The organism is Streptomyces sp. NPDC012769, assembly GCF_042901205.1.
Classification (GTDB): domain Bacteria; phylum Actinomycetota; class Actinomycetes; order Streptomycetales; family Streptomycetaceae; genus Streptomyces.
Map to the genome: position 1 here is coordinate 1084414 of NZ_JBIBCP010000002.1, position 23795 is coordinate 1108208.

The 23795-nt window shown below is 73.4% G+C and carries 18 protein-coding genes; 11 read left to right on the top strand and 7 right to left on the bottom strand.

Annotation, left to right across the window (positions count from 1 at the left end):
* Nucleotides 1-65 precede the first annotated feature (65 nt).
* From ACFY7C_RS13990 to lgt, 7 genes are all read left to right on the top strand, one after another.
* On the top strand, nt 66-530 hold the full coding sequence (locus ACFY7C_RS13990) for a DUF2752 domain-containing protein (protein WP_389649524.1): 465 nt from the start codon (nt 66-68) through the stop codon (nt 528-530).
* A 144-nt stretch (nt 531-674) separates the two neighbouring features.
* Nucleotides 675-1484, top strand: a complete 810-nt coding sequence (gene trpC, locus ACFY7C_RS13995; RefSeq protein ID WP_389648708.1) for an indole-3-glycerol phosphate synthase TrpC — start codon at nt 675-677, stop codon at nt 1482-1484.
* Entirely contained in the window at nt 1450-1650 is a 201-nt protein-coding gene (trpM, locus tag ACFY7C_RS14000) for a tryptophan biosynthesis modulator TrpM (protein WP_389648711.1), read from the top strand. The genes trpC and trpM overlap by 35 nt, the downstream gene beginning before the upstream one ends.
* A 463-nt stretch (nt 1651-2113) precedes the next feature.
* Nucleotides 2114-3400 (top strand): tryptophan synthase subunit beta, encoded by a 1287-nt coding sequence (gene trpB / locus ACFY7C_RS14005; RefSeq protein ID WP_389648714.1) that lies wholly within the window; start codon nt 2114-2116, stop codon nt 3398-3400.
* Nucleotides 3397-4215, top strand: coding sequence for a tryptophan synthase subunit alpha (gene trpA / locus ACFY7C_RS14010; protein ID WP_389648717.1), 819 nt, complete (start codon nt 3397-3399; stop codon nt 4213-4215). Before trpB ends, trpA begins: the two co-directional genes overlap by 4 nt.
* A 64-nt stretch (nt 4216-4279) precedes the next feature.
* Nucleotides 4280-5116 carry a thioredoxin domain-containing protein gene (locus tag ACFY7C_RS14015; protein ID WP_389648720.1) on the top strand — a complete coding sequence of 279 codons (837 nt, stop codon included), beginning with the start codon at nt 4280-4282 and terminating at the stop codon, nt 5114-5116.
* 126 nt (nt 5117-5242) lie between these two features.
* Entirely contained in the window at nt 5243-6265 is a 1023-nt protein-coding gene (gene lgt / locus ACFY7C_RS14020; protein ID WP_389648723.1) for a prolipoprotein diacylglyceryl transferase, read from the top strand.
* An 85-nt stretch (nt 6266-6350) separates the two neighbouring features.
* Here the strand turns inward: lgt and ACFY7C_RS14025 are convergent, their stop codons facing one another.
* Genes ACFY7C_RS14025 through ACFY7C_RS14055 form a run of 7 tightly spaced genes read right to left on the bottom strand, consistent with a single transcriptional unit; the run spans nt 6351 to nt 14575 of the window.
* On the bottom strand, nt 6351-7157 hold the full coding sequence (locus tag ACFY7C_RS14025) for an HpcH/HpaI aldolase/citrate lyase family protein (RefSeq protein WP_389648726.1): 807 nt from the start codon (nt 7155-7157) through the stop codon (nt 6351-6353).
* Nucleotides 7154-8386, bottom strand: coding sequence for a CaiB/BaiF CoA transferase family protein (locus ACFY7C_RS14030; RefSeq protein WP_389648729.1), 1233 nt, complete (start codon nt 8384-8386; stop codon nt 7154-7156). The genes ACFY7C_RS14025 and ACFY7C_RS14030 overlap by 4 nt, the downstream gene beginning before the upstream one ends.
* Entirely contained in the window at nt 8383-9294 is a 912-nt protein-coding gene (rbsK, locus tag ACFY7C_RS14035) for a ribokinase (protein WP_389648732.1), read from the bottom strand. The genes ACFY7C_RS14030 and rbsK overlap by 4 nt, the downstream gene beginning before the upstream one ends.
* A complete protein-coding gene (locus ACFY7C_RS14040) occupies nt 9291-10688 on the bottom strand; it encodes an ADP-ribosylglycohydrolase family protein (protein ID WP_389648735.1) in 1398 nt (465 codons plus the stop codon). Before ACFY7C_RS14040 ends, rbsK begins: the two co-directional genes overlap by 4 nt.
* Entirely contained in the window at nt 10685-11848 is a 1164-nt protein-coding gene (locus ACFY7C_RS14045; RefSeq protein ID WP_389648737.1) for an ADP-ribosylglycohydrolase family protein, read from the bottom strand. Before ACFY7C_RS14045 ends, ACFY7C_RS14040 begins: the two co-directional genes overlap by 4 nt.
* The gene (locus tag ACFY7C_RS14050; RefSeq protein ID WP_389648740.1) at nt 11817-13577 is read right to left on the bottom strand and encodes an ADP-ribosylglycohydrolase family protein; all 1761 of its coding nucleotides are present in this window, start codon (nt 13575-13577) and stop codon (nt 11817-11819) included. Before ACFY7C_RS14050 ends, ACFY7C_RS14045 begins: the two co-directional genes overlap by 32 nt.
* Nucleotides 13574-14575 carry an ADP-ribosylglycohydrolase family protein gene (locus tag ACFY7C_RS14055; RefSeq protein WP_389648743.1) on the bottom strand — a complete coding sequence of 334 codons (1002 nt, stop codon included), beginning with the start codon at nt 14573-14575 and terminating at the stop codon, nt 13574-13576. Before ACFY7C_RS14055 ends, ACFY7C_RS14050 begins: the two co-directional genes overlap by 4 nt.
* A gap of 228 nt (nt 14576-14803) precedes the next feature.
* Between ACFY7C_RS14055 and ACFY7C_RS14060 the strand changes: the two genes are divergently transcribed.
* From ACFY7C_RS14060 to ACFY7C_RS14075, 4 genes are all read left to right on the top strand, one after another.
* Entirely contained in the window at nt 14804-15532 is a 729-nt protein-coding gene (locus ACFY7C_RS14060) for a VIT1/CCC1 transporter family protein (RefSeq protein WP_389648745.1), read from the top strand.
* Nucleotides 15533-15739: 207 nt separating this feature from the next.
* Nucleotides 15740-17161 carry an APC family permease gene (locus ACFY7C_RS14065; RefSeq protein WP_389648748.1) on the top strand — a complete coding sequence of 474 codons (1422 nt, stop codon included), beginning with the start codon at nt 15740-15742 and terminating at the stop codon, nt 17159-17161.
* Nucleotides 17162-17679: 518 nt separating this feature from the next.
* Nucleotides 17680-22239, top strand: a complete 4560-nt coding sequence (gltB, locus tag ACFY7C_RS14070) for a glutamate synthase large subunit (protein ID WP_389648751.1) — start codon at nt 17680-17682, stop codon at nt 22237-22239.
* Nucleotides 22232-23692 carry a glutamate synthase subunit beta gene (locus ACFY7C_RS14075; RefSeq protein WP_389648754.1) on the top strand — a complete coding sequence of 487 codons (1461 nt, stop codon included), beginning with the start codon at nt 22232-22234 and terminating at the stop codon, nt 23690-23692. The genes gltB and ACFY7C_RS14075 overlap by 8 nt, the downstream gene beginning before the upstream one ends.
* The last annotated feature ends 103 nt before the right edge of the window (nt 23693-23795 follow it).

A 23795-nucleotide genomic window follows, 5' to 3' on the forward strand; every position in this document is an offset into this window, starting at 1 on the left:
CCGACCCGAGGGCCTCCGATACGCCCGTGACGCCCGAGGCCCCTGTGGCTCCCGCGGCCCCTCCGATGGCGCCCGCGGCGCCCTGGGGGGCATCCGGCGGCCCGTACGGGGCCCCGCAGCCCCCGCGCCCCCGACCGCTCGCCCGGCGGCTGCTCGCCCCGCTCGGCTCCCTCGCCGGCGTCGCCGCCGCCTTCGCGTACGTCGGGACCGTCGACCCCAACGAGCCCGGGCACTACCCCGTCTGCCCCCTCCTCCGCTTCACCGGCGTCTACTGCCCCGGCTGCGGCGGGCTGCGCAGCGCCCACGCCTTCGTCCACGGCGACCTCGGCGCCGCCCTCGGGTCCAACGCCCTCGCCGTCGTCGGCTACGGCGTCTTCGCGGTCGTCATGGTCCTCTGGCTGGTTCGTGCCGTCCGCGGCCTGCCCATGCGTTTCGTGATCCCCTCGGGCTGGTGGTGGGGAATCGGCGCCGTCCTGGCCCTTTTCACCCTCGTACGGAACCTTCCGTTCGGCTCCGCGCTCGCCCCCTGACCTGCCCTGACCTCTGCGGGAAGTCCCAGCAGATGGGACGCGGCTCCAACCGATGCGGGTTGGGAGCCCACCTGCGGATACCATCGACATGGCTGAACAACACCGTCACAAGACCGTCACCAGTCCCGGAAGGGGGCCTCTCGCGTGAGTGTGCTCGACGAGATCATCGAAGGCGTGCGCGCCGACCTCGCAGAGCGGCAGGCGCGGGTCTCCCTCGACGAGCTCAAGGAGCGCGCCGCCAAGGCCCCGCAGGCCAAGGACGGCGTCGCCGCACTGCGCGGCGACGGCGTCAAGGTGATCTGCGAGGTCAAGCGCTCCAGCCCGTCCAAGGGCGCGCTCGCCGCCATCGCCGACCCGGCCGGCCTCGCCGCCGACTACGAGGCGGGCGGCGCCGCCGTCATCTCCGTCCTCACCGAGCAGCGCCGCTTCGGCGGCTCGCTCGCCGACCTGGAGGCCGTACGGGCCCGGGTCGACATCCCGGTCCTGCGCAAGGACTTCATCGTCACCGCGTACCAGCTCTGGGAGGCGCGGGCGTACGGCGCGGACCTCGCGCTGCTCATCGTCGCCGCCCTGGAGCAGGAGGCCCTGGTCTCCCTCATCGAGCGGGCCGAGTCCATCGGTCTGACCCCGCTGGTCGAGGTCCACGACGAGGAAGAGGTCGAGCGGGCCGTCGAGGCGGGCGCCCGTGTCATCGGCGTCAACGCCCGTAACCTGAAGACCCTCAAGGTGGACCGCTCCACCTTCGAGCGCGTCGCCCCCGAGATCCCGGCCGGCATCGTCAAGATCGCCGAGTCCGGCATCCGCGGCCCGCACGACCTGATCGCCTACGCCAACGCCGGGGCCGACGCGGTCCTGGTCGGCGAGTCGCTGGTCACCGGCCGTGACCCCAAGGCCGCCGTCGCCGACCTCGTCGCCGCCGGTGCCCACCCGGCCCTCCGACACGGCCGGAGCTGACCGCACCATGCCCATCGCCGCCCGCCTCGCCCGTGGCTGCCGCCCCCGCGGCTGCCGCGCGCCGGCGCGCCGGGTGCACGGGCGTCGCGTGCGGTACGTGATCGGCGACGAGCCCGGTCAGGTCAACGGCATGCGATGGCGCCCGCGCCAAGCGCGCGTTTCCTGACGACTCCGTATCCCCCTGAGGTGGGCCTGCGCCCCACGCCCGCGTGGGCCTCCGGCCCGCCCGTGTGGGCCGCGCCCCGCGGGGGCGGTGCCCGTCCGCCGTCGCCACTCCGTTGTGGGCATTCGTTCCTCCCCCAGACTTCGTCCGGGGGTGCCCCCAGGCGGAACGGGTGGGCACAACGGAACGGCGCCCCCTGCCGGGCCTAGGCTCCCTGCGCCTTGACCCGCACCACGAGTGCGGGGCCGTCGTGGTGCGGCTAGGAACAGGTGCGGAACGCGCCCGCAAGGGCGCCGTCCCGTGTGCCCACCCGTCCCTCCCCCTAGGGCTTCGCCCTGGGGGGACCCCCAAGCGGGACGAATGCCCACACGGGCGCGGGGACCTACGGACGTACAGGCGACGCGCGCACGCCGTGAAGACAACCGCACGCGTAACCCGGGGCACCCGCCCCGCGAGGAGCAACCGCATGACGACCAGCGAGTTCTTCATTCCCGACCCGGAGGGTCAGGTCCCGTCGCCCGAGGGCTACTTCGGTGCCTACGGCGGCAAGTTCATCCCCGAGGCCCTCGTCGCCGCCGTCGACGAGGTCGCCGTCGAGTACGACAAGGCCAAGAGCGACCCCGAGTTCGCCCGCGAGCTCAACGACCTGATGGTCAACTACACCGGCCGCCCCAGCGCCCTCACCGAGGTGCCCCGGTTCGCCGAGCACGCCGGCGGCGCCCGCGTCTTCCTCAAGCGGGAGGACCTCAACCACACCGGCTCGCACAAGATCAACAACGTGCTGGGTCAGGCCCTGCTCACCAAGCGCATGGGCAAGACCCGCGTCATCGCCGAGACCGGCGCCGGCCAGCACGGTGTCGCCACCGCCACCGCCTGCGCCCTGTTCGGGCTCGACTGCACCATCTACATGGGCGAGATCGACACCCAGCGGCAGGCCCTCAACGTCGCCCGCATGCGCATGCTCGGCGCCGAGGTCGTCGCCGTGAAGTCCGGCAGCCGCACCCTCAAGGACGCCATCAACGAGGCCTTCCGCGACTGGGTGGCCAACGTCGACCGCACCCACTACCTCTTCGGCACCGTCGCGGGACCGCACCCCTTCCCCGCCATGGTGCGCGACTTCCACCGGGTCATCGGCGTCGAGGCCCGCCGGCAGATCCTGGAGCGCGCCGGCCGCCTCCCCGACGCGGCCGTCGCCTGCGTCGGCGGCGGATCCAACGCCATCGGCCTCTTCCACGCCTTCATCCCGGACGCCTCCGTCCGGCTGATCGGCTGCGAACCGGCCGGCCACGGCGTGGAGACCGGCGAGCACGCCGCCACCCTCACCGCCGGCGAACCCGGCATCCTCCACGGCTCCCGGAGCTACGTCCTCCAGGACGAGGAGGGCCAGATCACCGAGCCGTACTCGATCTCGGCCGGCCTGGACTACCCCGGCATCGGCCCCGAGCACGCCTACCTCAAGGACAGCGGCCGCGGCGAGTACCGGGCCGTCACCGACGACGCCGCCATGCAGGCCCTGCGCCTGCTGTCCCGCACCGAGGGCATCATCCCGGCCATCGAGTCGGCCCACGCCCTCGCCGGGGCCCTGGAGGTCGGCAAGGAGCTCGGCAAGGACGGGCTGATCGTCGTCAACCTCTCCGGGCGCGGCGACAAGGACATGGACACCGCCGCTCGCTATTTCGGGCTGTACGACACGGACGCCACGGTGGCCGCCGACCAGGCCGGCACCGCCGAGATCGAGGGGGACGCCAAGTGACCGGGAACATCCAGCTGCTCGGCGACACCCTCGCCAAGGCGAAGGCCGAGAACCGGGCCGCGCTCATCGCCTACCTCCCGGCCGGCTTCCCGACCGTGGACGGCGGCATCGCCGCCATCAAGGCGGTCTTCGACGGCGGCGCCGACATCGTCGAGGTCGGCCTGCCGCACAGCGACCCGGTCCTCGACGGGCCGGTCATCCAGACCGCCGACGACATCGCCCTGCGCGGCGGCGTCAAGATCGCCGACGTGATGCGCACGGTGAAGGAGGCCCACGAGGCCACCGGCAAGCCGGTCCTCGTCATGACCTACTGGAACCCCATCGACCGCTACGGCGTCGAGCGCTTCACCGAGGAACTCGCCGCGGCCGGCGGCGCCGGCTGCATCCTGCCCGACCTCCCGGTCCAGGAGTCGGCGCTGTGGCGGGAGCACGCCGACAAGCACGGTCTCGCCACCGTGTTCGTCGTCGCCCCCAGCAGCAGGGACGAGCGCCTCGCCACGATCACCGCGGTCGGCTCCGGCTTCGTCTACGCCGCCTCGCTCATGGGCGTCACCGGCACCCGCGAGTCCGTCGGCGAGCAGGCCGCCGACCTCGTCCGCCGCACCCGGGCGACCAGCGAGCTGCCCGTCTGCGTCGGCCTCGGCGTCTCCAACGCCGCCCAGGCCAAGGAGGTGGCCGGCTTCGCCGACGGCGTCATCGTCGGCTCCGCCTTCGTCCAGCGGATCCTGGACGCCGACGGGGACGAGAGCGCCGCGCTCGGCGCCCTAAGGGAACTGGCGGCCGAACTCGCCGAGGGCGTCCGCCGCACCCCGTAACCCATACGGGTGGATTTCGGACCGGGGAGGCGCGTACGTGCCTCCCCGGTTCGTTGCTGTGGGCGTGAGCGAGAAGAACCGTGACGGTAGTAGCAGGAGCGCGCGGGAGCGCCTCCAACAGCAGCGCGAGCGCGAGAAGGCCCGCGAGAAGCAGCGACGCGTCCTCATCGTGTCGGCCGCGGTCGTCGGCGTCCTCGGCCTGGCCGCGGTCGTCGGCGTGATCGCCGCCAACACCGGCGGCAAGGACAGCTCCGACAAGGCCGGCCCCGTCGTGCCCCCGGCGGGCGCCGTCGGCGGCGACAAGCCGGCCATCCAGACCGGCAAGGCGGACGCGCCGTCCACGCTCGCCGTCTGGGAGGACTTCCGCTGCCCGGCCTGCGCCTCCTTCGAGAACGCCTTCCGGGACACCATCCACGAGCTGGAGGCGGCCGGCGCGGTCAAGACCGAGTACCACCTCGCCACCCTCATCGACCGGAACATGGGCGGCAGCGGCTCCCTGCGCGCCGCCAACGCCGCCGCCTGCGCCCAGGACGCCGGGAAGTTCACCGCGTACCACGACGTGCTCTACATCAACCAGCCGCAGGAGACGGACGACGCGTTCGCCAAGAACGACAAGCTCGTCGAGCTGGCCGCGAAGGTCCCCGGGCTGGACACGCCCACCTTCCGCAGCTGCGTCGAGGACGGCACGCACGACAGCTGGGTCGACAAGTCGAACGAGGCGTTCCGCAAGAGCGACTTCCGCGGCACGCCGTCCGTCCTGCTCAACGGCGAATCGATCTTCCCGACGAAGGGGAACGAGCAGATCTCCCCGGAGAACCTGAAGAAGTGGGTCGCCGAGGCCAACAAGGGCAAGAAGCCGGGCACCGCCTCCCCGGCCGCGGGAGCCGGTCCGTCCCGTTAGCCGGTCCCTCCCGTCAGCCGGTCCCTCCCGGTGGCTTCCGCCCGGTCGCTTCCGTCCGGTAGTTACGGAGAAGTTGCCGGGCTGGCTGCCGTAGGGCCCGCCCGGCAAGGTAGCGTCGGTCCTGCCATGGACCTTGCCTACATTCCCAGCCCGTCGACCGGCGTGATCAACCTCGGACCGATCCCGCTGCGCGGCTATGCCTTCTGCATCATCATCGGTGTCTTCGTCGCCGTCTGGCTCGGCAACAAGCGCTGGATCGCCCGGGGCGGCACCGCCGGCACCGTCGCCGACATCGCCGTCTGGGCGGTGCCGTTCGGCCTCGTCGGCGGCCGGCTCTACCACGTGATCACCGACTACCAGCTGTACTTCAGCGAGGGTGAGAACTGGGTCGACGCCTTCAAGATCTGGGAGGGCGGCCTCGGTATCTGGGGCGCCATCGCGCTCGGCGCGGTCGGTGCCTGGATCGGCTGTCGCCGTCGCGGCATCCCGCTCCCGGCCTACGCGGACGCCATCGCGCCCGGCATCGCCCTCGCCCAGGCCATCGGCCGCTGGGGCAACTGGTTCAACCAGGAGCTGTACGGCAAGCCGACCGACCTGCCGTGGGGCCTGAAGATCAGCGCCGGCGCCAACCGCGTGGAGGGCGTCTACCACCCGACCTTCCTCTACGAGTCGCTGTGGTGCGTCGGCGTCGCGCTCCTGGTCATCTGGGCCGACCGCCGCTTCAAGCTGGGCCACGGCCGGGCCTTCGCGCTCTACGTCGCCGCGTACTGCGCCGGCCGCGGCTGGATCGAGTACATGCGGGTCGACGAGGCCCACCACATCCTCGGCCTGCGGCTGAACGTGTGGACCGCGATCATCGTGTTCCTGCTGGCCGTGACGTACATCGTGATCTCGGCGAAGGTGCGTCCGGGCCGCGAGGAGATCGTGGAGCCGAAGAAGGCGAACGGTTCCGACGAGAAGCCCGCGGAGGGCGCGGAGAGCGACGCCGACGGCGAGGCCGTCGAGGACGCGGTCCCCTCCGACAAGGTCTCCGTCGTCAAGGACGAGAAGGACGAGCACGAGGCCGAGGTCGAGGACGCCGCCAAGGCCGAGGCCGGGGCCAAGGACAAGGACGGTGCCGGCAACGGCGCCGGCGCGGGCGGGCGCTGATCCCGTACGAACGACACGCACGGCGGAGGGCCGCCGGGACCACGGGTCCCGGCGGCCCTCCGCCGTTTCTCGTGCTGCCCGTGACCTAGCCTCTGCGGGCGGCGAGGGCCAGGACGCGGCGGGCGCCGGTGACGACCGCCGGGTCCACGAAGCGGCCGTCGGGCAGGGCGAGGGCGCCCTCCCCGGCCTCCGCCGCCTTGACGACCTCCTCGGCCGCGGCGATCTCGTCGGCGGTGGGCAGGTAGGCCCGTTCGATGACCGGCAGCTGACGGGGATGGATCGCGGCCCGGCCCAGGAAGCCCATCGCCCGGCCCCGGGCGCAGCCCTCCGCGAGGGCGTCGAGGTCGTGGACGTCCGGGTGGACGGACTGGGCCGGGGGCGGCAGGCCGGCGGCCCGGGCGGCGACCACGACCCGGCCGCGCGGCCAGTCCAGGCCGCGGTCCTCCCGCACGCCCAGGTCGGCGCGCAGGTCCGCCTCGCCGAGGGCGAGGCCGTGGACGGAGGGGTGAGCGGTGGCGATGGCGTAGGCGTGCTCCACGGCCAGGGCGTTCTCCAGGAGCGGATAGAGCGGGAGACCCCGGGCGAGCTCGGCGATCCGGGCGATGTCAGTGGCGTGTGTCACCTTGGGAACACGGAGAGCGACGAGCCCGGGGAGGGAGGCCAGAGATGGGATGTCGCGCGGTGCGTGGATGCGGACGTGGACCGGCACGGGCTGGGGGTCGGCGAGCAGTTCGGCGGTGGCGGCCAGGGCGTAGGCCCTGCGGTCCGGGGCCACCGCGTCCTCCAGGTCGACGATGACGACGTCGGCTCCGGAGACGAGCGCCTTCTGCACGACGGCGGGGCGGTCACCGGGGGCGTAGAGCCAGGTCAGGGGAGGTGCGGCCGGGTTCATACGGCTCCTTCGGCGCGCAGGGCGTCGACCTCGGCGGCGGTGAGGCCGAGTTCGGCGAGGAGTTCGGCGGTGTCGGCGCCGTGGGGGCGGCCGGCCCAGCGGATGGCGCCCGGGGTGTCGGAGAGCCGGAAGAGCACGTTCTGCATCCGGAGCGGGCCGAGTTCGGGGTCCGGGACCTCGGTGACGGTGCCGAGGGCCTGGAACTGGGGGTCGTCGAGGACGTCCCGGACGTCGTAGACCGGGGCGACGGCGGCCTCCGCCTTCTCGAAGGCGGCCATGACCTCGTCGCGGGTGCGGCGGGCGATCCAGGAGCCGACCGCCTCGTCGAGGACGTCCGCGTGCGCGGCCCGGCCGGTGCCGTCGGCGAACCAGGGTTCGTCGATCAGCTCCGGGCGGCCGACCAGCCGCAGCACGCGTTCGGCGATCGACTGGGCGGAGGTGGAGACGGCGACCCAGGAGCCGTCGGCCGTCCGGTAGGTGTTGCGCGGCGCGTTGTTGCGGGAGCGGTTGCCGGTGCGGGGCTGGACGTAGCCGAGCTGGTCGTACCAGAGGAGGTGGGGGCCGATGACGGAGAGCATCGGTTCGATGATGGCCATGTCGACGACCTGGCCCTGGCCGGTGGTGTGCCTGGCGGTGAGCGCGGTCATCACGGCGTACGCGGTGGCGAGGGCGGCGACAGAGTCGGCGAGGCCGAAGGGCGGCAGGGTCGGCGGGCCGTCCGGTTCCCCGGTGATCGCGGCGAAGCCGCTCATCGCCTCGGCGAGGGTGCCGAAGCCGGGGCGGTGGGAGTACGGGCCGAACTGGCCGAAGCCGGTGACCCGGGCCAGGACCAGGCGCGGGTTGACGGTGGAGAGCTCCTCCCAGCCCAGGCCCCAGCGTTCCAGGGTGCCCGGGCGGAAGTTCTCCACGATCACGTCGGCGTCGGCGGCGAGCCGCAGCAGGGTGTCGCGGCCGCCGGGGGTGGACAGGTCGAGGGTCATGGTCCGCTTGTTGCGGCCCAGGACCTTCCACCACAGGCCGACGCCGTCCTTGGCGGGGCCGTGGCCGCGCGAGGGGTCGGGCTTGCGGGGGTGCTCGATCTTGACGACGTCGGCGCCGAAGTCGCCGAGCATCATCGCCGCGAGGGGGCCCGCGAAGAGGGTGGCGAGGTCGAGGACGCGCAGTCCGTGCAGGGGAGGGGTGGGGGTGCCGGCAGGGGTGTCGGCGGCGGCTCGGGTGGCGGTGCTCATACGCGGTGGCCCTCCAGTTCCGCGGCGGCGGTGTCGATCTCGGTGCGGTACGGCATGGAGGTGGACGCTCCCTCGCGCTGGACCGACAGCGCGGCGGCGGCCGACGCCCAGGCGAGGGCCTCCGGGGCGGGCCGGCCCTCGGTGAGGGCCACGGCGAGGGCGCCCACGAAGGTGTCGCCTGCGGCGGTGGTGTCCACGGCCCGCACGCGAGGCGCCGGCACGGTCACCGGTTCGGCGCCGCGGGTGGCGTAGAGGCAGCCGGCGGCCCCGAGGGTGACGACCACCTCGGGCACGTCGTCGAGCAGCGCGCGGGCGGCGGCGTGCGGGTCAGTGTGGCCGGTGAGGGCGGCGGCCTCGTGCTCGTTGGGCACCAGGAGATCGGTGACGGAGAGGAGTTCGGTCGGCAGGGCGCGCGCGGGGGCCGGGGTGAGGACGGTGCGCACGCCCCGCTCGCGGGCGGCGCGGGCGCCTTCGACGACCACGGAGAGGGGGAGTTCGAGCTGGAGGAGCAGGGCGTCGGCGGTCGCGATCAGGGCCTCGTCGCCATGGGTGAGGGAGGTGACGGTGCCGTTGGCGCCGGGGATGACGACGATCGCGTTGCCGCCCTCGTCGTCGACGACGATGTGGGCGGTGCCGGAGGGGCCTTCGACGGTGCGCAGCAGATCGGTGTCGACGCCGCTGTGTTCGAGGGCGGCGCGGAGCCGCAGGCCGAAGTCGTCGGCGCCGACCGCCCCGATCATCGACACCTCGGCGCCCGCGCGGGCGGCGGCGACGGCCTGGTTGGCGCCCTTCCCGCCGGGCACGGTGCGGAACTCTCGGCCGGTGACGGTCTCTCCGCGCGTGGGGGCCTTGGTCACATAGGCCACGAGGTCCATGTTCGTGCTGCCGAGCACGACGATGCTGGTCATGGGCGTACTGCCTCCGAGTGCGTCAGTGCGGCCAGGGTGTCGAAGCCGATGCCGTCGAAGGACGGCACCGAGGTCGAGAGGCGGTTCTTGAGGGGGGTGGTCCAGCGTGCGGGCAGCCGGTCGGGCCGGCCGGCGAGCAGGCCCGCGACGGAGCCGGCGGTGGCGCCGTTGGAGTCGGTGTCCCAGCCGCCGGAGACGGCCGCGCCGATGGAGCGCGTGAAGTCACCGTCGGCGTGGGTGAGCGCGGCGGCGAGGAGGGCGGCGTTGGGCACGGCATGGACCCAGTGATACCCGCCGAGCCGGGAGTGGAGCCGGTCGACGACGGTGTCGAAGTCGGCGGTCGCGCGGGCGGCGGCGATGCCTTCCCGGACGGCGCGGGCGAGGCGTGACTCCGGGGGCACGACGGACAGTCCGGCGGCCAGGGCGCGGTGGACGTCGGCGGTGCCGCCGGCGGCGGAGGCGACGGTGGCGGCGACGAACATGGCGCCGTACACCCCGTTGCCGGTGTGGGTCAGCACGGCGTCCCGGTGCGCCTGCCGGGCGGCGGCTGCCGGGTCGCCGGGATGGGTCCAGCCGTGGACGTCGGCGCGGATCTGGGCGCCGATCCACTCGCGGAACGGGTTGCGTCGGGAGGCGGTGAGGGGTGGTTCGACGCCGTCGAGGAGATTGCGGTAGGCGATCCGCTCGGCGGTGAAGGTACGGCCCGCGGGCAGCTCGTCGAGCCAGAGCCGGGCGACGTCGGCGGTGGTGAAGCCACGGCCGTGGCGCTGGAGGAGCAGGAGGTTCAGGAGGGGGTAGTTGAGGTCGTCGTCCTCGGGCATCCCGTCGATGTTCTCGGCGAGGGAGGTGGTGGCGGAACGGCGGTTCCAGGGGTGTGCGGCGAGGAGTTCGCGGGGCACGCCGCGGGCCGTGAACCAGTCGGCGAGGGGCCAGTTGCCGGTGGCGCGGGCGAGGGCGCGGATGGCGGGCAGGGGGAGTTTCTCGACGGGCTTGCCGAGGAGGCAGCCGGCGGCGCGGCCGAGCCAGGCGGCGTGCAGGCGGTCCCGCAGGGCGTCGCCTTCCGCCGCGGGGCGGGTCGGTGAGGGCGGTTCGTCCGGCCAGTCGGGGCAGGCGGCGATGAGGGCGGCGAGGTCGGTGGGTTCCCGGGAGGCCAGCGGCGCGGGGAGTGCGGCGAGGGCGTCGAGGATCTCCTCGGCCAGGGGCCGCAGCTCCGGGCGCGGGACGGGGGAGGCGCCGGCGGCCGGGGGCGCGGGGTGCCCGCCGGCCGCGTACCAGCGGGCGGCGAGGGCCCGGGCGTCCCGGCCGTCCTCCTCGGCCTGCCGCAGCTCGTGCCCCACCAGGTCCTCGGGCTGGACCCAGGTGAGCCGCAGGGCACACGCGGCGGCGGGGCTCATCGGGAGGCGCCCGTCAGGACGGCGTAGGCCGATTCGTGGGCGCGGCGGCGGTCGGTGTCACGGGTGAAGATCTCGTGGGCCACCTCGGCGAGGGCGGCCGCCGGGGCGTGGAGGTCGAGGCGGCTGGCCTCGGAGACCTGCTTCGCCCACTCCGCGGGGACGGCGGACTCGCCGTGCAGGGCACCGCTGATCGCGCCCGCCATGGTGGCGATGGAGTCGCAGTCGCGGCCGTAGTTGACCGCGCCGAGGACCGTGCGGCGGTAGTCGCCCTCGCCGACCAGGAGCATGCCGAGGGCGATCGGCAGTTCCTCGATGGCGTGGAGGCGGGAGGGGCGACGGGCGTCGAGGGAGGGGGCGCGGTAGTCGGGACCGACCGAGTCGAAGGGCGCGACGGCCTGCCGCAGCGGGGCGAGTGCCGTCTCGAAGTCGCGGTGGGCGGCGGCGACTTCGGTGACCGCCTCGATCGCCGCGCGGGTACCGTCCTTGGCCAGGGAGAGAGCCGTGTCCACGACCGAGCGCGGGGTCGCGCCCGGCATGCAGGCCGCCGCCACGGCCGCCGCGAAGACGCCCGCGGCCTCCCGCCCGTACGAGGACTGGTGGGCGCCGGCGAGGTCGATCGCCTCGGTGTAGGCGGCGACCGGGTTCGCCGCGTTGACCAGCCCGACCGGGGCCATGTACATGGCGGCGCCGCAGTTCACGATGTTCCCGGTGCCGGCCTCGCGCGGGTCGGCGTGGCCGTAGTGGAGCCGGGTCACGATCCACTTCTCGGCGAGGAAGATCCGCTGGAGGGGGAGGGCCTCGGCCTCCAGTTCGGGGATCCAGACGGTGCGGCCCATGAGTTCGGGGACCAGGTGCTCGGCGACCGCGTACGCGTCGAGGTGGTCGCGGACCTTCTCGTACACCCTGATCAGGGCGTGGGTCATCAGGGTGTCGTCGGTGACGTGTCCGTCGCCCTTGTGGTACGGCGCGATGGGGCGGGCGGTGCGCCAGGCGTCGCCGTTCCAGGGGCCGACGACGCCGGTGACGCGGCCGCCGTGGCGTTCGACGATCTGCTCGGGGGTGTAGCCCTCGACGGGGCCGCCGAGGGCGTCGCCCACGGCGGCCCCGAGGAGACTGCCGGTGAACCGGTCATCCAGAGAGGGGATGTTTTGGTGCGTCATGCCGGAATTGTCCACCCGGAGTGGTGGGTTCCGTGGCTGCGAGGAGTTCGGCGAGTTCGACCAGGTCCGTGCCCGCGAGCCGGGGCAGAGCACAGCCCGCGAGCGTGCGGCACGCCGTGCGCCAGGTCGCCGGGACGGCGCCGCCGCCCTCCAGGGCGCCGGTGAGCGCACCGGCGAGGGCGGGTGCGGAGTCGGCGACCCGGGAGAGACAGGCCGCGGCCGGTACCGCGGCGGCGACCCGGCCGCGGGCGGCGAGCGCCAGGGCGAGGGCGACCGGGACCGTCTCGGCGGCGGCGATGCCGTAGCTGTAGACGTGGTCGACGATCTGGTGCTCCAGGAGCGGTACGAGCTCGAAGGCGGAGCCGGCGGTGTGGGCCAGCCGCACCGCGTACCGGCCGTTGCGGCCGATCTCGGTGGAGGGCGGCAGCTGGTCGAGCGCCGCCCCCACCGCCTCCTCGGGCGAGGCCCCGCCGACGGCGGCGGCGACCGCCGCCGCCATCGCGCGGGCGCCGTGCACGCCGTCGCCGTCCTGGGTGTAGCGGGCGTCGAAGTCGGCGAGTCCGGCGGCGGCGTCCGGATCGCCGGGGTGGGCGAGCGCCAGTACGGCGGCGCGCACACAGGCGGCGTCGTCGAAGTAGTGCGGGTTGTCGTGGCCGGTCGCGGGCGGGCGCAGACCGGTGGCGAGGTTGCCGAGCCCGGCCCGTACCGAGATCCGGGCGCGCAGCGGCAGCACGGCGGCCTCGACCTCGGGCGCGTGCTCGGCCGCGGCGGCGACCTGGCCGGCGAGGGAGTTCCAGGAGAGGTCGACGGCGGCGCGCAGGCGGTGCTCGGGGGCGAGGGTGCGGAACAGGGGGCCGTTCGCGGCGAGCAGCGCCTCGGCGGTGAACACCGCCCACTCGGCGTCGTCGGAGGGGCCGAGGCGCAGGGGCTCGGGCGGCTGGTTGAGGGCGATGGGGACGGGCAGGGTGGTCGTCGCGTTCTGCTCGGCGAAGGTGTCGAGCTCGCGGGTGAGGCGGCGGGTCCACTCGGGCATGCGGGCGGCACGGTGCCTGGCCGCGGGCCACCCCGCGGCGTCGCCTGCGGCGAGGCCGAGCAGCACCCCCTCGACCTTGTCCCGGCTCACCCCGGCCGCCCGCTCCCGCCCGGCACCCGGCCCCGACACCCGGCGCGTGCGGGTCCCCAGGGCGGGGGCGGGGCCTTGGTGGGTGCCCTCCGCGTGCCGGGTGCCCAGGGCCGGGGCGGGGCCCTGGTGGGTGCCCTCCGCGTGCCGGGTGCCCCGCACCGGGGCGGGTCCCTGCGGGCCGCCTTCCAGCCGGCGCGCGCCCCGCACCGGGGCCCGCTCCTCGTGGGCCCCCGCCGACGGACCGTCCCCCACCGTCGTGGGCTGTGCCCACCCGTTCCGCCCAGCGGAACGACTGCCCACAGCGGTGGCGGTGCCGTTGCGCGGCGCGGCGGTGTCGTCGGCGCCGGCGTCGGTGGGCTGCGTCCACCCGGCCTGCCCGGTCGGGCGGAGGTCCGGGGTCGGGGCGTCGGTGCCCGGCGTCGGGGCGGTCTCGGTGGTCTGCCCGGTCGGGCGGGGGTCCGTGGTGGTGGCGTTCGCGTTCGCCGTCGTGGGGGGCGGCCACCCCTTCCGCGCGGCCGGGTGCAGGCCCCGGGGAGTGGCGTCCGGGCCCGCCTCCGCGTCGGTCGGGAGGAGGGCGCCGTCCACCGTCGTCGTGTCCGCGCTCATGCGGTGTCCTCCTCCGGGGTCAGCAGGTCCGCGATGTCCAGGACGTGGTAGCCGCGCATCGAGGGGAGGCAGCTGCCGGTGACGGGGGCGATGGCCGAGGACCATTCCTCCGGGATCGCGGCGGCGCCGCCCAGCGCGCCCGCGAGGGCGCCGGCGACGGCCGCCGTCGTGTCGGCGTCGCGGCCCATGTTGACGGCGGTGAGGACCGAGGTGCGGAAGTCGCCGCGGGCCGCGGCGAAGGCGCCGAAGGCGAGGGCGACGGCCTCGGGGGCCAGATCGGTCCAGGGGTAGCCGCCGATGACGACGGCCGAGCGGACGGTGCGCTCGCGGGTCAGCGGGTCCGGCTGGATCCGCTGCGCCGCCACCACCGCGCGGCGCAGGGAGCGCGCGGTCCAGGAGTCCATCGGGACCACGGAGAGGGCTGCGGCGACGACGGAGGTGACCGAGGCGCCGCCCATCGCGGCCGCGACGCCCGCCGCGACGGCCTGGCCGCCGTAGATGCCCTCGCCCTCGTGGCTGACGGTGCCGTCGATGGCGACCAGCCGGGCCGCCTCGTTCGGCCGGCCGGCGGCGAAGACGCCGAAGGGGGCGGCCCGCATGGCGAGGCCGTCGCTCCAGGCGTGCCGGTGCTGGGCGGAGATCGGCGCGGCCAGGCCCCGGCGGAGGTTCTCCAGGGTGCCGCGCTCGGAGAAGCCCGCGCCGCGGAACGGGCCTTCGTCGAGGTCGGCGATCCAGTGGTGCCAGGCCCGTTCGACATGGGCCACGGTGAGGGCGGAGCCGTGCCGGGCGAGGAGCAGCCCGGAGAAGATGGCGTACTCGGTGTCGTCCGTGCCCGCCGGACGGTCCGTCACGAAGCCCTCGATGCGGCCCCATCGGCGGCGGATCTCCGAGGGGCGCAGGTTCTCGGCGGGCGCGCCGAGCGCGTCGCCGACCGCGAGTCCGAGCAACGCGCCCCGGGCGCGTTCGCGCACGCCCAGGACCGTCGTGCCAGCCACCATCTCTCTCCCCTTTCGCGCTCCTCCCATCTGTGCCACGCGGGGCGCCCGACCCTTCACGGAAACGTTTCTGTCACCCGGGTGACAGCACGTCAGTGAGGTGAGCCATACGAAGGCGGGCCTTACTAAGTACGGCCTGCCTTGCTGGCGCGCCCCTTACATCGGGCGTATTTTCGAGTGCGTCGGAAGGGGGCGGGCACGCCGAACCCGCAGCGAGGACAGGGGAGAAGCATGTCCATCATCGAAGCCGTCGCACCACTGCACGAGGCCCACCGCGACAACCACACCCACCGCGACGTCAACGGCGGCTGGCTGCGCCCCGCGGTCTTCGGCGCGATGGACGGACTCGTCTCCAACCTGGCGCTCATGACCGGTGTCGCCGGCGGCGCGGTCTCCTCGCAGACGATCGTGATCACCGGCCTCGCCGGACTCGCGGCCGGAGCCTTCTCCATGGCGGCCGGCGAATACACCTCGGTCGCCTCGCAGCGCGAGCTCGTCCAGGCGGAACTGGACGTGGAGCGCCGCCAGTTGCGCAAGCACCCCATCGACGAGATGGAGGAGCTCGCCGCGCTCTACGTCTCCCGGGGCGTCGAGCCCGCGCTCGCCCGCGAGGTCGCCATGCAGCTGTCCCGCGACCCGGAGCAGGCCCTGGAGATCCACGCCCGCGAGGAGCTGGGCATCGACCCCGACGACCTCCCGTCGCCGACGGTCGCCGCGGTGTCGTCCTTCGCGTCGTTCGCGCTGGGCGCCCTGCTCCCCGTACTGCCGTATCTGCTCGGGGCGACCGCGCTGTGGCCGGCCGTGCTGCTGGCGCTGGTCGGGCTCTTCGCCTGCGGCGCGCTGGTGGCCCGGGTGACCGCGCGCAGCTGGTGGTTCAGCGGCATGCGCCAGCTCGTTCTCGGTGGCGCCGCGGCGGCCGTCACGTACGGGCTCGGCATGCTCTTCGGCGCGGCGCTCTAGGAGGTGTCCGCTCGCCACGTCGTCGCCCCCCGGCGCCGCGCGAGCGCTCCCGCCGCCCCCGTCACGCGACGTCACGTGGTGCGCCCCGGTGCGGGCGCACCACGCGTCGGTGCGCCGTCACCGGCGGGAAACCCGTGACACCCGGGGCGTATGGCCACCCGAGGGGTGGCAGGTGTGCATCCCCGAAGGGCGGGGATACGAATCGACATGTCGATAGGCAATCCGCGCGAGCCACGCGAGACGGACGGCGTGCCGGGTGGCGGGCTCAAGAAGACGCTGACCACGCCCCTGCTCTTCTTCTTCATCCTCGGGGACGTCCTGGGCGCCGGCGTCTACGTCCTGGTGGGACAGGTCGCCGCCGACGCGGGCGGGGCCGTATGGGTGCCTCTCGTCGTGGCCCTGCTGCTGGCTCTGCTCACCGCCGCCTCCTACGCCGAGCTGGCAACGAAGTACCCCCGGGCGGGAGGGGCGTCCCACTACGCCACGCGGGCCTTCGGCCCGTTCGTCGGCTTCGTCGCGGGGTTCTGCATGCTCACGGCCGGGATCGTCTCGGTCGCCGCACTCGCCCGTGGATTCGGCGGCGAGTACCTGTCCGCGTTCGTGACGCTGCCCGTCGGGCTCGTCGCCGTGCTGTTCCTGGTCGCGCTCGCCCTGGTCAACGCTCGGGGCATCAAGGAGTCCACCCGCGCCAACGTCGTCGCCACCGTCGTCGAGATCGGCGGGTTGCTCGTCGTCGTCGCGCTGGGCGGGTGGTTGCTGCTGCGGGGCGACGCCGACCCGGGGCGGCTCGTCCGGCTCGGTACGCCCGAGAAGGGCGCGGCGGCCGCCGTACTGAGCGGCTCCGTGCTCGCGTACTACTCCTTCGTCGGGTTCGAGACGTCGGTGAACGTCGCGGAGGAGACGCGGGACCCCCGCCGTTCCTACCCGCGCGCCCTGTTCGGCGCGCTCGTCGCGGCGGGTGCCGTATACGCGCTGGTGGGCGTCGCGGCCTCGGCGGCCGTACCCACGGAGAAGCTCGTGGCGTCAAGCGGGCCGCTGCTCGAGGTGGTCAAGGCGGCGGGCGGGGTCCCGCTGTGGCTGTTCAGCGCCATCGCCCTCGTCGCTGTCGCCAACGGCGCCCTGCTCACCGGCATCATGTCGTCCCGCCTCGCCTTCGGCATGGCGCGGGACGGGCTGCTGCCGGCCTCGCTCGCCACCGTCCTGCCGCGCCGCGGCACCCCCTGGGTGGCGATCGCGGTCACCACGGGCGCGGCGACGCTGCTGGCGCTGACCGGCGGTGTCGCCGACCTCGCGGCCACCCTCGTGCTGCTGCTCCTCCTCGTGTTCCTCCTCGTCAACACCGCTGTCCTCGTGCTGCGCCGGGACCCGGGGGACGGGGACCACTTCCGGGCCCCGACCCTCGTTCCGGTGCTCGGCATCGCCTCCTGCGTCCTGCTCGCGACCCAGATCGAGGCCCAGGTGTGGGTCAGGGGTCTGACGGTCCTGGCGGTCGGCCTCGTCCTCGCCGCCGTGGCCGTGGGTCGGGGCCGAGGGTGCGGCGCCGAGGAAGACCCGGACGGCGAGACCGCCCGAACGGCCGAGGACGGCGCCCTGGCCGCCCGGCCGGCACCCCGGCGCCCGGGCGGCTGAACGACACCGGCGTCACCCTGGCGCCCCGGAGGCTGAACAACACTGGCGATCTCGGCGTCCCCGGCACGCGGGGATGCCCCGCCGGCCCCGCCGCCCCGAAGCCCGCCGCCGAACAGCCCCCGCCCCACCGCTGTGACATACATCCCTGAGCGGATCGGCCGTTCCGGTGAGACACTATGCAAGGCGCCACATAACTAGCCGGTTACTGGGCGGTTTCGAATCCCTGACCACCGGGGATGAGGCATAAGCGCCGCGGGCAATGAGGCCCGCTCTGCGACGGGTCACCGGACACCCCGGTCATCACCCCGGAATCCTGGATCCGTCCCCCATGGGAACGCCGTCGTTCCCGTGTCCCACAGCTGAAACAACGCCACCGCCAGTATCGGCGGTGTCCGCATGCTGGAATGAGCTATCCGCTTCCCGAGAAGCCAGCCATCATGTAACCTGCACGAAATTTCGCGGAGGGCCAACGTCGTCCCTCGGCTGCTGCATATGCCACGACGACGACGGGAGAGCCGATGCGTTCCGACGCCTGGTCGCCCATGGACGGTCGCCCCGCTCCGCAGGGGATGTACGACCCCCGTAACGAACACGACGCCTGTGGTGTCGGGTTCGTGGCCACCCTCACCGGTGTTGCCAGCCACACCCTGGTCGAGCAGGCGCTGACCGTACTGCGCAACCTCGAGCACCGCGGCGCCACCGGCTCCGAGCCCGACTCCGGAGACGGCGCGGGCATCCTGTTCCAGGTCCCCGACGCCTTCCTCCGCGAGGTCACCGACTTCCCGCTCCCCGCCGCCGGCTCCTACGCCGTGGGCATCGCCTTCCTCCCTGCCGACGGCTCCGCACAGGCCGTCTCGCAGATCGAGACGATCGCCCGCGAAGAGGGTCTGGACGTCCTCGGCTGGCGCGAGGTCCCCGTCGCCCCCGAGCTGCTCGGCGCCTCCGCCCGCTCCACCATGCCGGTCTTCCGCCAGCTCTTCGTCGCCGACGGCGTCAACAGCGGCATCGCGCTCGACCGCAAGGCCTTCGTCCTGCGCAAGCGCGCCGAGCGCGAGGCCGGGACCTACTTCCCGTCGCTGTCCGCCCGGACCATCGTCTACAAGGGCATGCTGACCACCGGCCAGCTCGAGCCCTTCTTCCCGGACCTGTCGGACCGCCGCTGCGCCTCCGCCGTGGCCCTGGTCCACTCCCGGTTCTCCACCAACACCTTCCCGAGCTGGCCGCTGGCGCACCCGTACCGCTTCGTCGCCCACAACGGTGAGATCAACACCGTCAAGGGCAACCGGAACTGGATGACCGCCCGCGAGGCCCAGCTCGTCTCGGACGTCTTCGGCGAGGGTTCCCTGGAGCGGATCTTCCCGATCTGCACCCCCGACGCCTCCGACTCGGCCTCCTTCGACGAGGTCCTGGAGCTGCTCCACCTCGGCGGCCGCTCGCTGCCGCACGCGGTCCTGATGATGGTCCCCGAGGCGTGGGAGAACCACGACTCCATGGACCCGGCCCGCCGCGCCTTCTACCAGTACCACTCCACGATGATGGAGCCCTGGGACGGCCCCGCCTGCGTCACCTTCACCGACGGCGTCCAGGTCGGCGCGGTCCTCGACCGCAACGGTCTGCGCCCCGGCCGCTACTGGGTCACCGACGAGGGCCTCGTCGTCCTCTCCTCCGAGGTCGGCGTCCTCGACATCGACCCCGCCAAGGTCGTCCGCAAGGGCCGCCTCCAGCCCGGCAAGATGTTCCTCGTCGACACCGCCGAGCACCGCATCATCGAGGACGACGAGATCAAGGCCGGCCTGGCCGCCGAGCAGCCGTACGCCGAATGGCTGGAGACCGGCGAGATCGAGCTCTCGGACCTCCCCGAGCGCGAGCACATCGTGCACACCCACGCCTCGGTCACCCGCCGCCAGCAGACCTTCGGCTACACCGAGGAAGAGCTCCGCGTCATCCTCGCCCCGATGGCCCGCACCGGCGCCGAGCCGATCGGCTCCATGGGCACGGACTCGCCCATCGCCGCCCTGTCCGAGCGCCCCCGGCTGCTCTTCGACTACTTCACCCAGCTCTTCGCGCAGGTCACCAACCCGCCGCTGGACGCCATCCGCGAGGAGCTCGTCACCAGCCTGCGCTCCTCGCTGGGCCCCCAGGGCAACCTGCTCGACCCGACCTCCGCGTCGTGCCGCAGCGTCACCCTGCCCTTCCCGGTGATCGACAACGACGAGCTCGCCAAGCTCATCCACATCAACGCCGACGGCGACATGCCCGGCATGAAGGCCGTGACCCTCTCCGGCCTCTACCGGGTCTCCGGTGGCGGCGACGCCCTCGCCGCCCGCATCGAGGAGATCTGCGCCGAGGCCGACGCGGCGATCGAGGGCGGCGCCCGCCTGATCGTCCTGTCCGACCGGCACTCCGACGCCGAGCACGCGCCGATCCCGTCGCTGCTGCTCACCGCGGCCGTCCACCACCACCTCATCCGCACCAAGCAGCGCACCATGGTCGGCCTGCTGGTCGAGGCCGGCGACGTCCGCGAGGTCCACCACGTCGCCCTGCTCATCGGCTACGGCGCCGCCGCGGTCAACCCGTACCTCGCCATGGAGACCGTCGAGGACCTCGTCCGCGCCGGCACCTTCATCGAGGGCCTGGAGCCCGAGCAGGCCATCCGCAACCTGATCTACGCCCTCGGCAAGGGCGTCCTCAAGGTCATGTCCAAGATGGGCATCTCCACCGTCGCCTCCTACCGCGGCGCCCAGGTCTTCGAGGCCGTCGGCCTCGACACCGCCTTCGTCGAGAAGTACTTCAACGGCACCGCCACCAAGATCGGCGGCGCCGGCCTCGACGTCATCGCCAAGGAGGTCGCCGCCCGGCACGCCAAGGCGTACCCCGTCTCCGGCGTCGCCTCCGCGCACCGCGCCCTCGACATCGGCGGCGAGTACCAGTGGCGCCGCGAGGGCGAGCCGCACCTCTTCGACCCGGAGACCGTCTTCCGCCTCCAGCACGCCACGCGCTCCAAGCGGTACGACATCTTCAAGAAGTACACGCAGCGCGTCGACGAGCAGTCCGAGCGGCTGATGACGCTCCGCGGCCTCTTCGGCTTCAAGAGCGACCGCCCCGCGATCTCCATCGACGAGGTCGAGCCGGTCTCCGAGATCGTCAAGCGCTTCTCCACCGGCGCCATGTCGTACGGCTCCATCTCCCGCGAGGCCCACGAGACCCTCGCCATCGCCATGAACCAGCTGGGCGGCAAGTCCAACACCGGTGAGGGCGGCGAGGACCCGGACCGCCTCTACGACCCGGCGCGCCGCTCCGCGATCAAGCAGGTCGCCTCCGGCCGCTTCGGCGTGACCAGCGAGTACCTGGTCAACGCGGACGACATCCAGATCAAGATGGCCCAGGGCGCCAAGCCCGGCGAGGGCGGCCAGCTGCCCGGCCACAAGGTCTACCCGTGGGTCGCCAAGACGCGTCACTCGACGCCCGGCGTCGGCCTGATCTCCCCGCCGCCGCACCACGACATCTACTCCATCGAGGATCTGGCCCAGCTGATCCACGACCTCAAGAACGCCAACCCGGCTGCCCGCATCCACGTGAAGCTGGTCTCCGAGGTCGGCGTCGGCACGGTCGCGGCCGGTGTGTCCAAGGCCCACGCGGACGTCGTGCTCATCTCCGGCCACGACGGCGGCACCGGCGCCTCCCCGCTGACCTCGCTCAAGCACGCGGGCGGCCCCTGGGAGCTCGGCCTCGCCGAGACCCAGCAGACCCTGCTGCTCAACGGCCTGCGCGACCGGATCGTCGTCCAGACCGACGGCCAGCTCAAGACCGGCCGTGACGTCGTCATCGCCGCGCTGCTCGGCGCCGAGGAGTTCGGCTTCGCCACCGCGCCGCTCGTCGTCTCCGGCTGCGTCATGATGCGCGTCTGCCACCTCGACACCTGCCCGGTCGGCATCGCCACCCAGAACCCGGTGCTGCGCGACCGCTTCTCCGGCAAGGCCGAGTTCGTCGTCAACTTCTTCGAGTTCATCGCCCAGGAGGTCCGCGAGCTCCTCGCCGAGCTGGGCTTCCGCACCCTCGAAGAGGCCGTCGGCCACGCCGAGCTCATCGACACCAGCCGCGCCGTCACCCACTGGAAGGCGCAGGGCCTCGACCTGGAGCCGCTCTTCCACGTCCCGGCGCTGCCCGAGGGCGCGGTCCGCCACGCCCTGATCGAGCAGGACCACGGCCTGGAGAAGGCCCTCGACAACGAGCTGGTCGAGCTCGCCGCCGAGGCCCTGAACGCCGAGTCCGCCGAGACCGCCCAGCCGGTCCGCGCCCAGGTCCCGATCCGCAACATCAACCGGACCGTCGGCACCATGCTCGGCCACCACGTGACGAAGAAGTTCGGCGGCGCGGGCCTGCCCGCCGACACCATCGACATCACCTTCACCGGCTCCGCCGGCCAGTCCTTCGGCGCCTTCCTGCCGGCCGGTGTCACCCTCCGCCTGGAGGGCGACGCCAACGACTACGTCGGCAAGGGCCTCTCCGGCGGCCGCGTGATCGTCCGCCCCGACCGGGGCGCCGACCATCTGGCCGAGTACTCCACCATCGCGGGCAACACCATCGCGTACGGAGCCACCGGCGGCGAGCTGTTCCTGCGCGGCCGCACCGGCGAGCGCTTCTGTGTCCGCAACTCCGGCGCCCTGGTCGTCTCGGAGGGCGTGGGCGACCACGGCTGCGAGTACATGACCGGCGGCACGGCGGTCGTCCTCGGCGAGACGGGCCGCAACTTCGCGGCCGGCATGTCCGGCGGCGTGGCCTACGTCATCGACCTCGACCGGGACAACGTGAACTCCGGCAACCTCGGCGCCGTCGAGGCCCTGTCGGACACCGACGGGGCGTGGCTGCACGACGTCGTGCGCCGCCACCACGAGGAGACCGGCTCGACCGTGGCCGAGAAGCTCCTCGCCGACTGGGACGCGGCGGTGAGCCGCTTCAGCAAGATCATCCCCACCACGTACAAGGCAGTGCTCGCCGCCAAGGACGCCGCTGAGCTCGCCGGTCTCTCCGAGGCCGAGACCACCGAGAAGATGATGGAGGCGGCGACCCATGGCTGATCCGAAGGGCTTTCTCACCACCGGCCGCGAGGTCGCCAAGACCCGTCCCGTGGCCGAGCGCGTCAAGGACTGGAACGAGGTCTACGTCCCCGGCTCCCTGCTGCCGATCATCGGCAAGCAGGCCGGCCGCTGCATGGACTGCGGCATCCCGTTCTGCCACAACGGCTGCCCGCTGGGGAACCTCATCCCCGAGTGGAACGACTACGCCTACCGCGAGGACTGGTCGGCGGCGTCCGAGCGGCTGCACGCCACCAATAACTTCCCGGAGTTCACCGGCCGTCTGTGCCCGGCTCCGTGCGAGGCGGCGTGCGTGCTCGGCATCAACCAGCCGGCCGTCACCATCAAGAACGTCGAGGTCTCCATCATCGACAAGGCCTGGGACAGCGGCACCGTCGCCCCGCAGGCCCCCGAGCGCCTCTCCGGCAAGACCGTCGCCGTGATCGGCTCCGGCCCGGCGGGCCTGGCCGCCGCCCAGCAGCTCACCCGGGCCGGCCACACCGTGGTCGTGTACGAGCGGGCCGACCGCATCGGCGGACTGCTGCGCTACGGCATCCCCGAGTTCAAGATGGAGAAGCGGCACATCAACCGCCGCATCGAGCAGATGCGCGCGGAGGGCACCAAGTTCCGCACCGGCATCGAGATCGGCCGCGACCTGACGGCGACGGACCTGCGCAAGCGGTTCGACGCGGTCGTCGTCGCCGCCGGCGCCACCACCGCCCGCGACCTGCCCGTCCCGGGCCGTGAGCTGGCGGGCATCCACCAGGCGATGGAGTACCTCCCGCTCGCCAACAAGGTCGTCGAGGGCGACTTCGTCTCCTCGCCGATCTCCGCCGAGGGCAAGCACGTCGTCGTCATCGGCGGCGGCGACACCGGCGCCGACTGCGTGGGCACCGCCCACCGCCAGGGCGCTGCCTCGGTCACGCAGCTGGAGATCATGCCGCGCCCGGGCGAGGAGCGGAACCCCGGCCAGCCGTGGCCGACCTTCCCCATGCTGTACAAGGTCACCTCGGCGCACGAGGAGGGCGGCGAGCGGGTCTACTCCGTCTCCACCACCCACTTCGAGGGCGACGAGGACGGCAACGTCCAGTTCCTGCACCTGGTCGAGGTCGAGTTCGTCGACGGCAAGCTGACCCAGAAGCCGGGCACCGAGCGGAAGATCCCCGCCCAGCTGGTCACGCTCGCGATGGGCTTCACCGGCACGGACGTGGAGAACGGCCTGGTCGCGCAGTTTGGTCTGGACCTCGACGAGCGGGGTAACATCGCCCGTGACGCGGACTTCGCCACCAATGTCGATGGTGTCTTCGTCGCCGGTGACGCCGGCCGCGGTCAGTCGTTGATCGTCTGGGCCATCGCGGAGGGCCGCTCGGCCGCCCGCGGCGTGGACCGCTACCTGACGGGCGCCAGCTCCCTGCCGGCCCCGATCCGCCCGACGGACCGTGCCCTGACGGTCTGATCCCGCCGGATCACCCCCTGAACGTCCCGTACAACGACGTACGGAACTGAGCGCGGCGCCCCCCGAATGTCCCCGACCGGACGACTGGGTAGGGCGCCGCGGC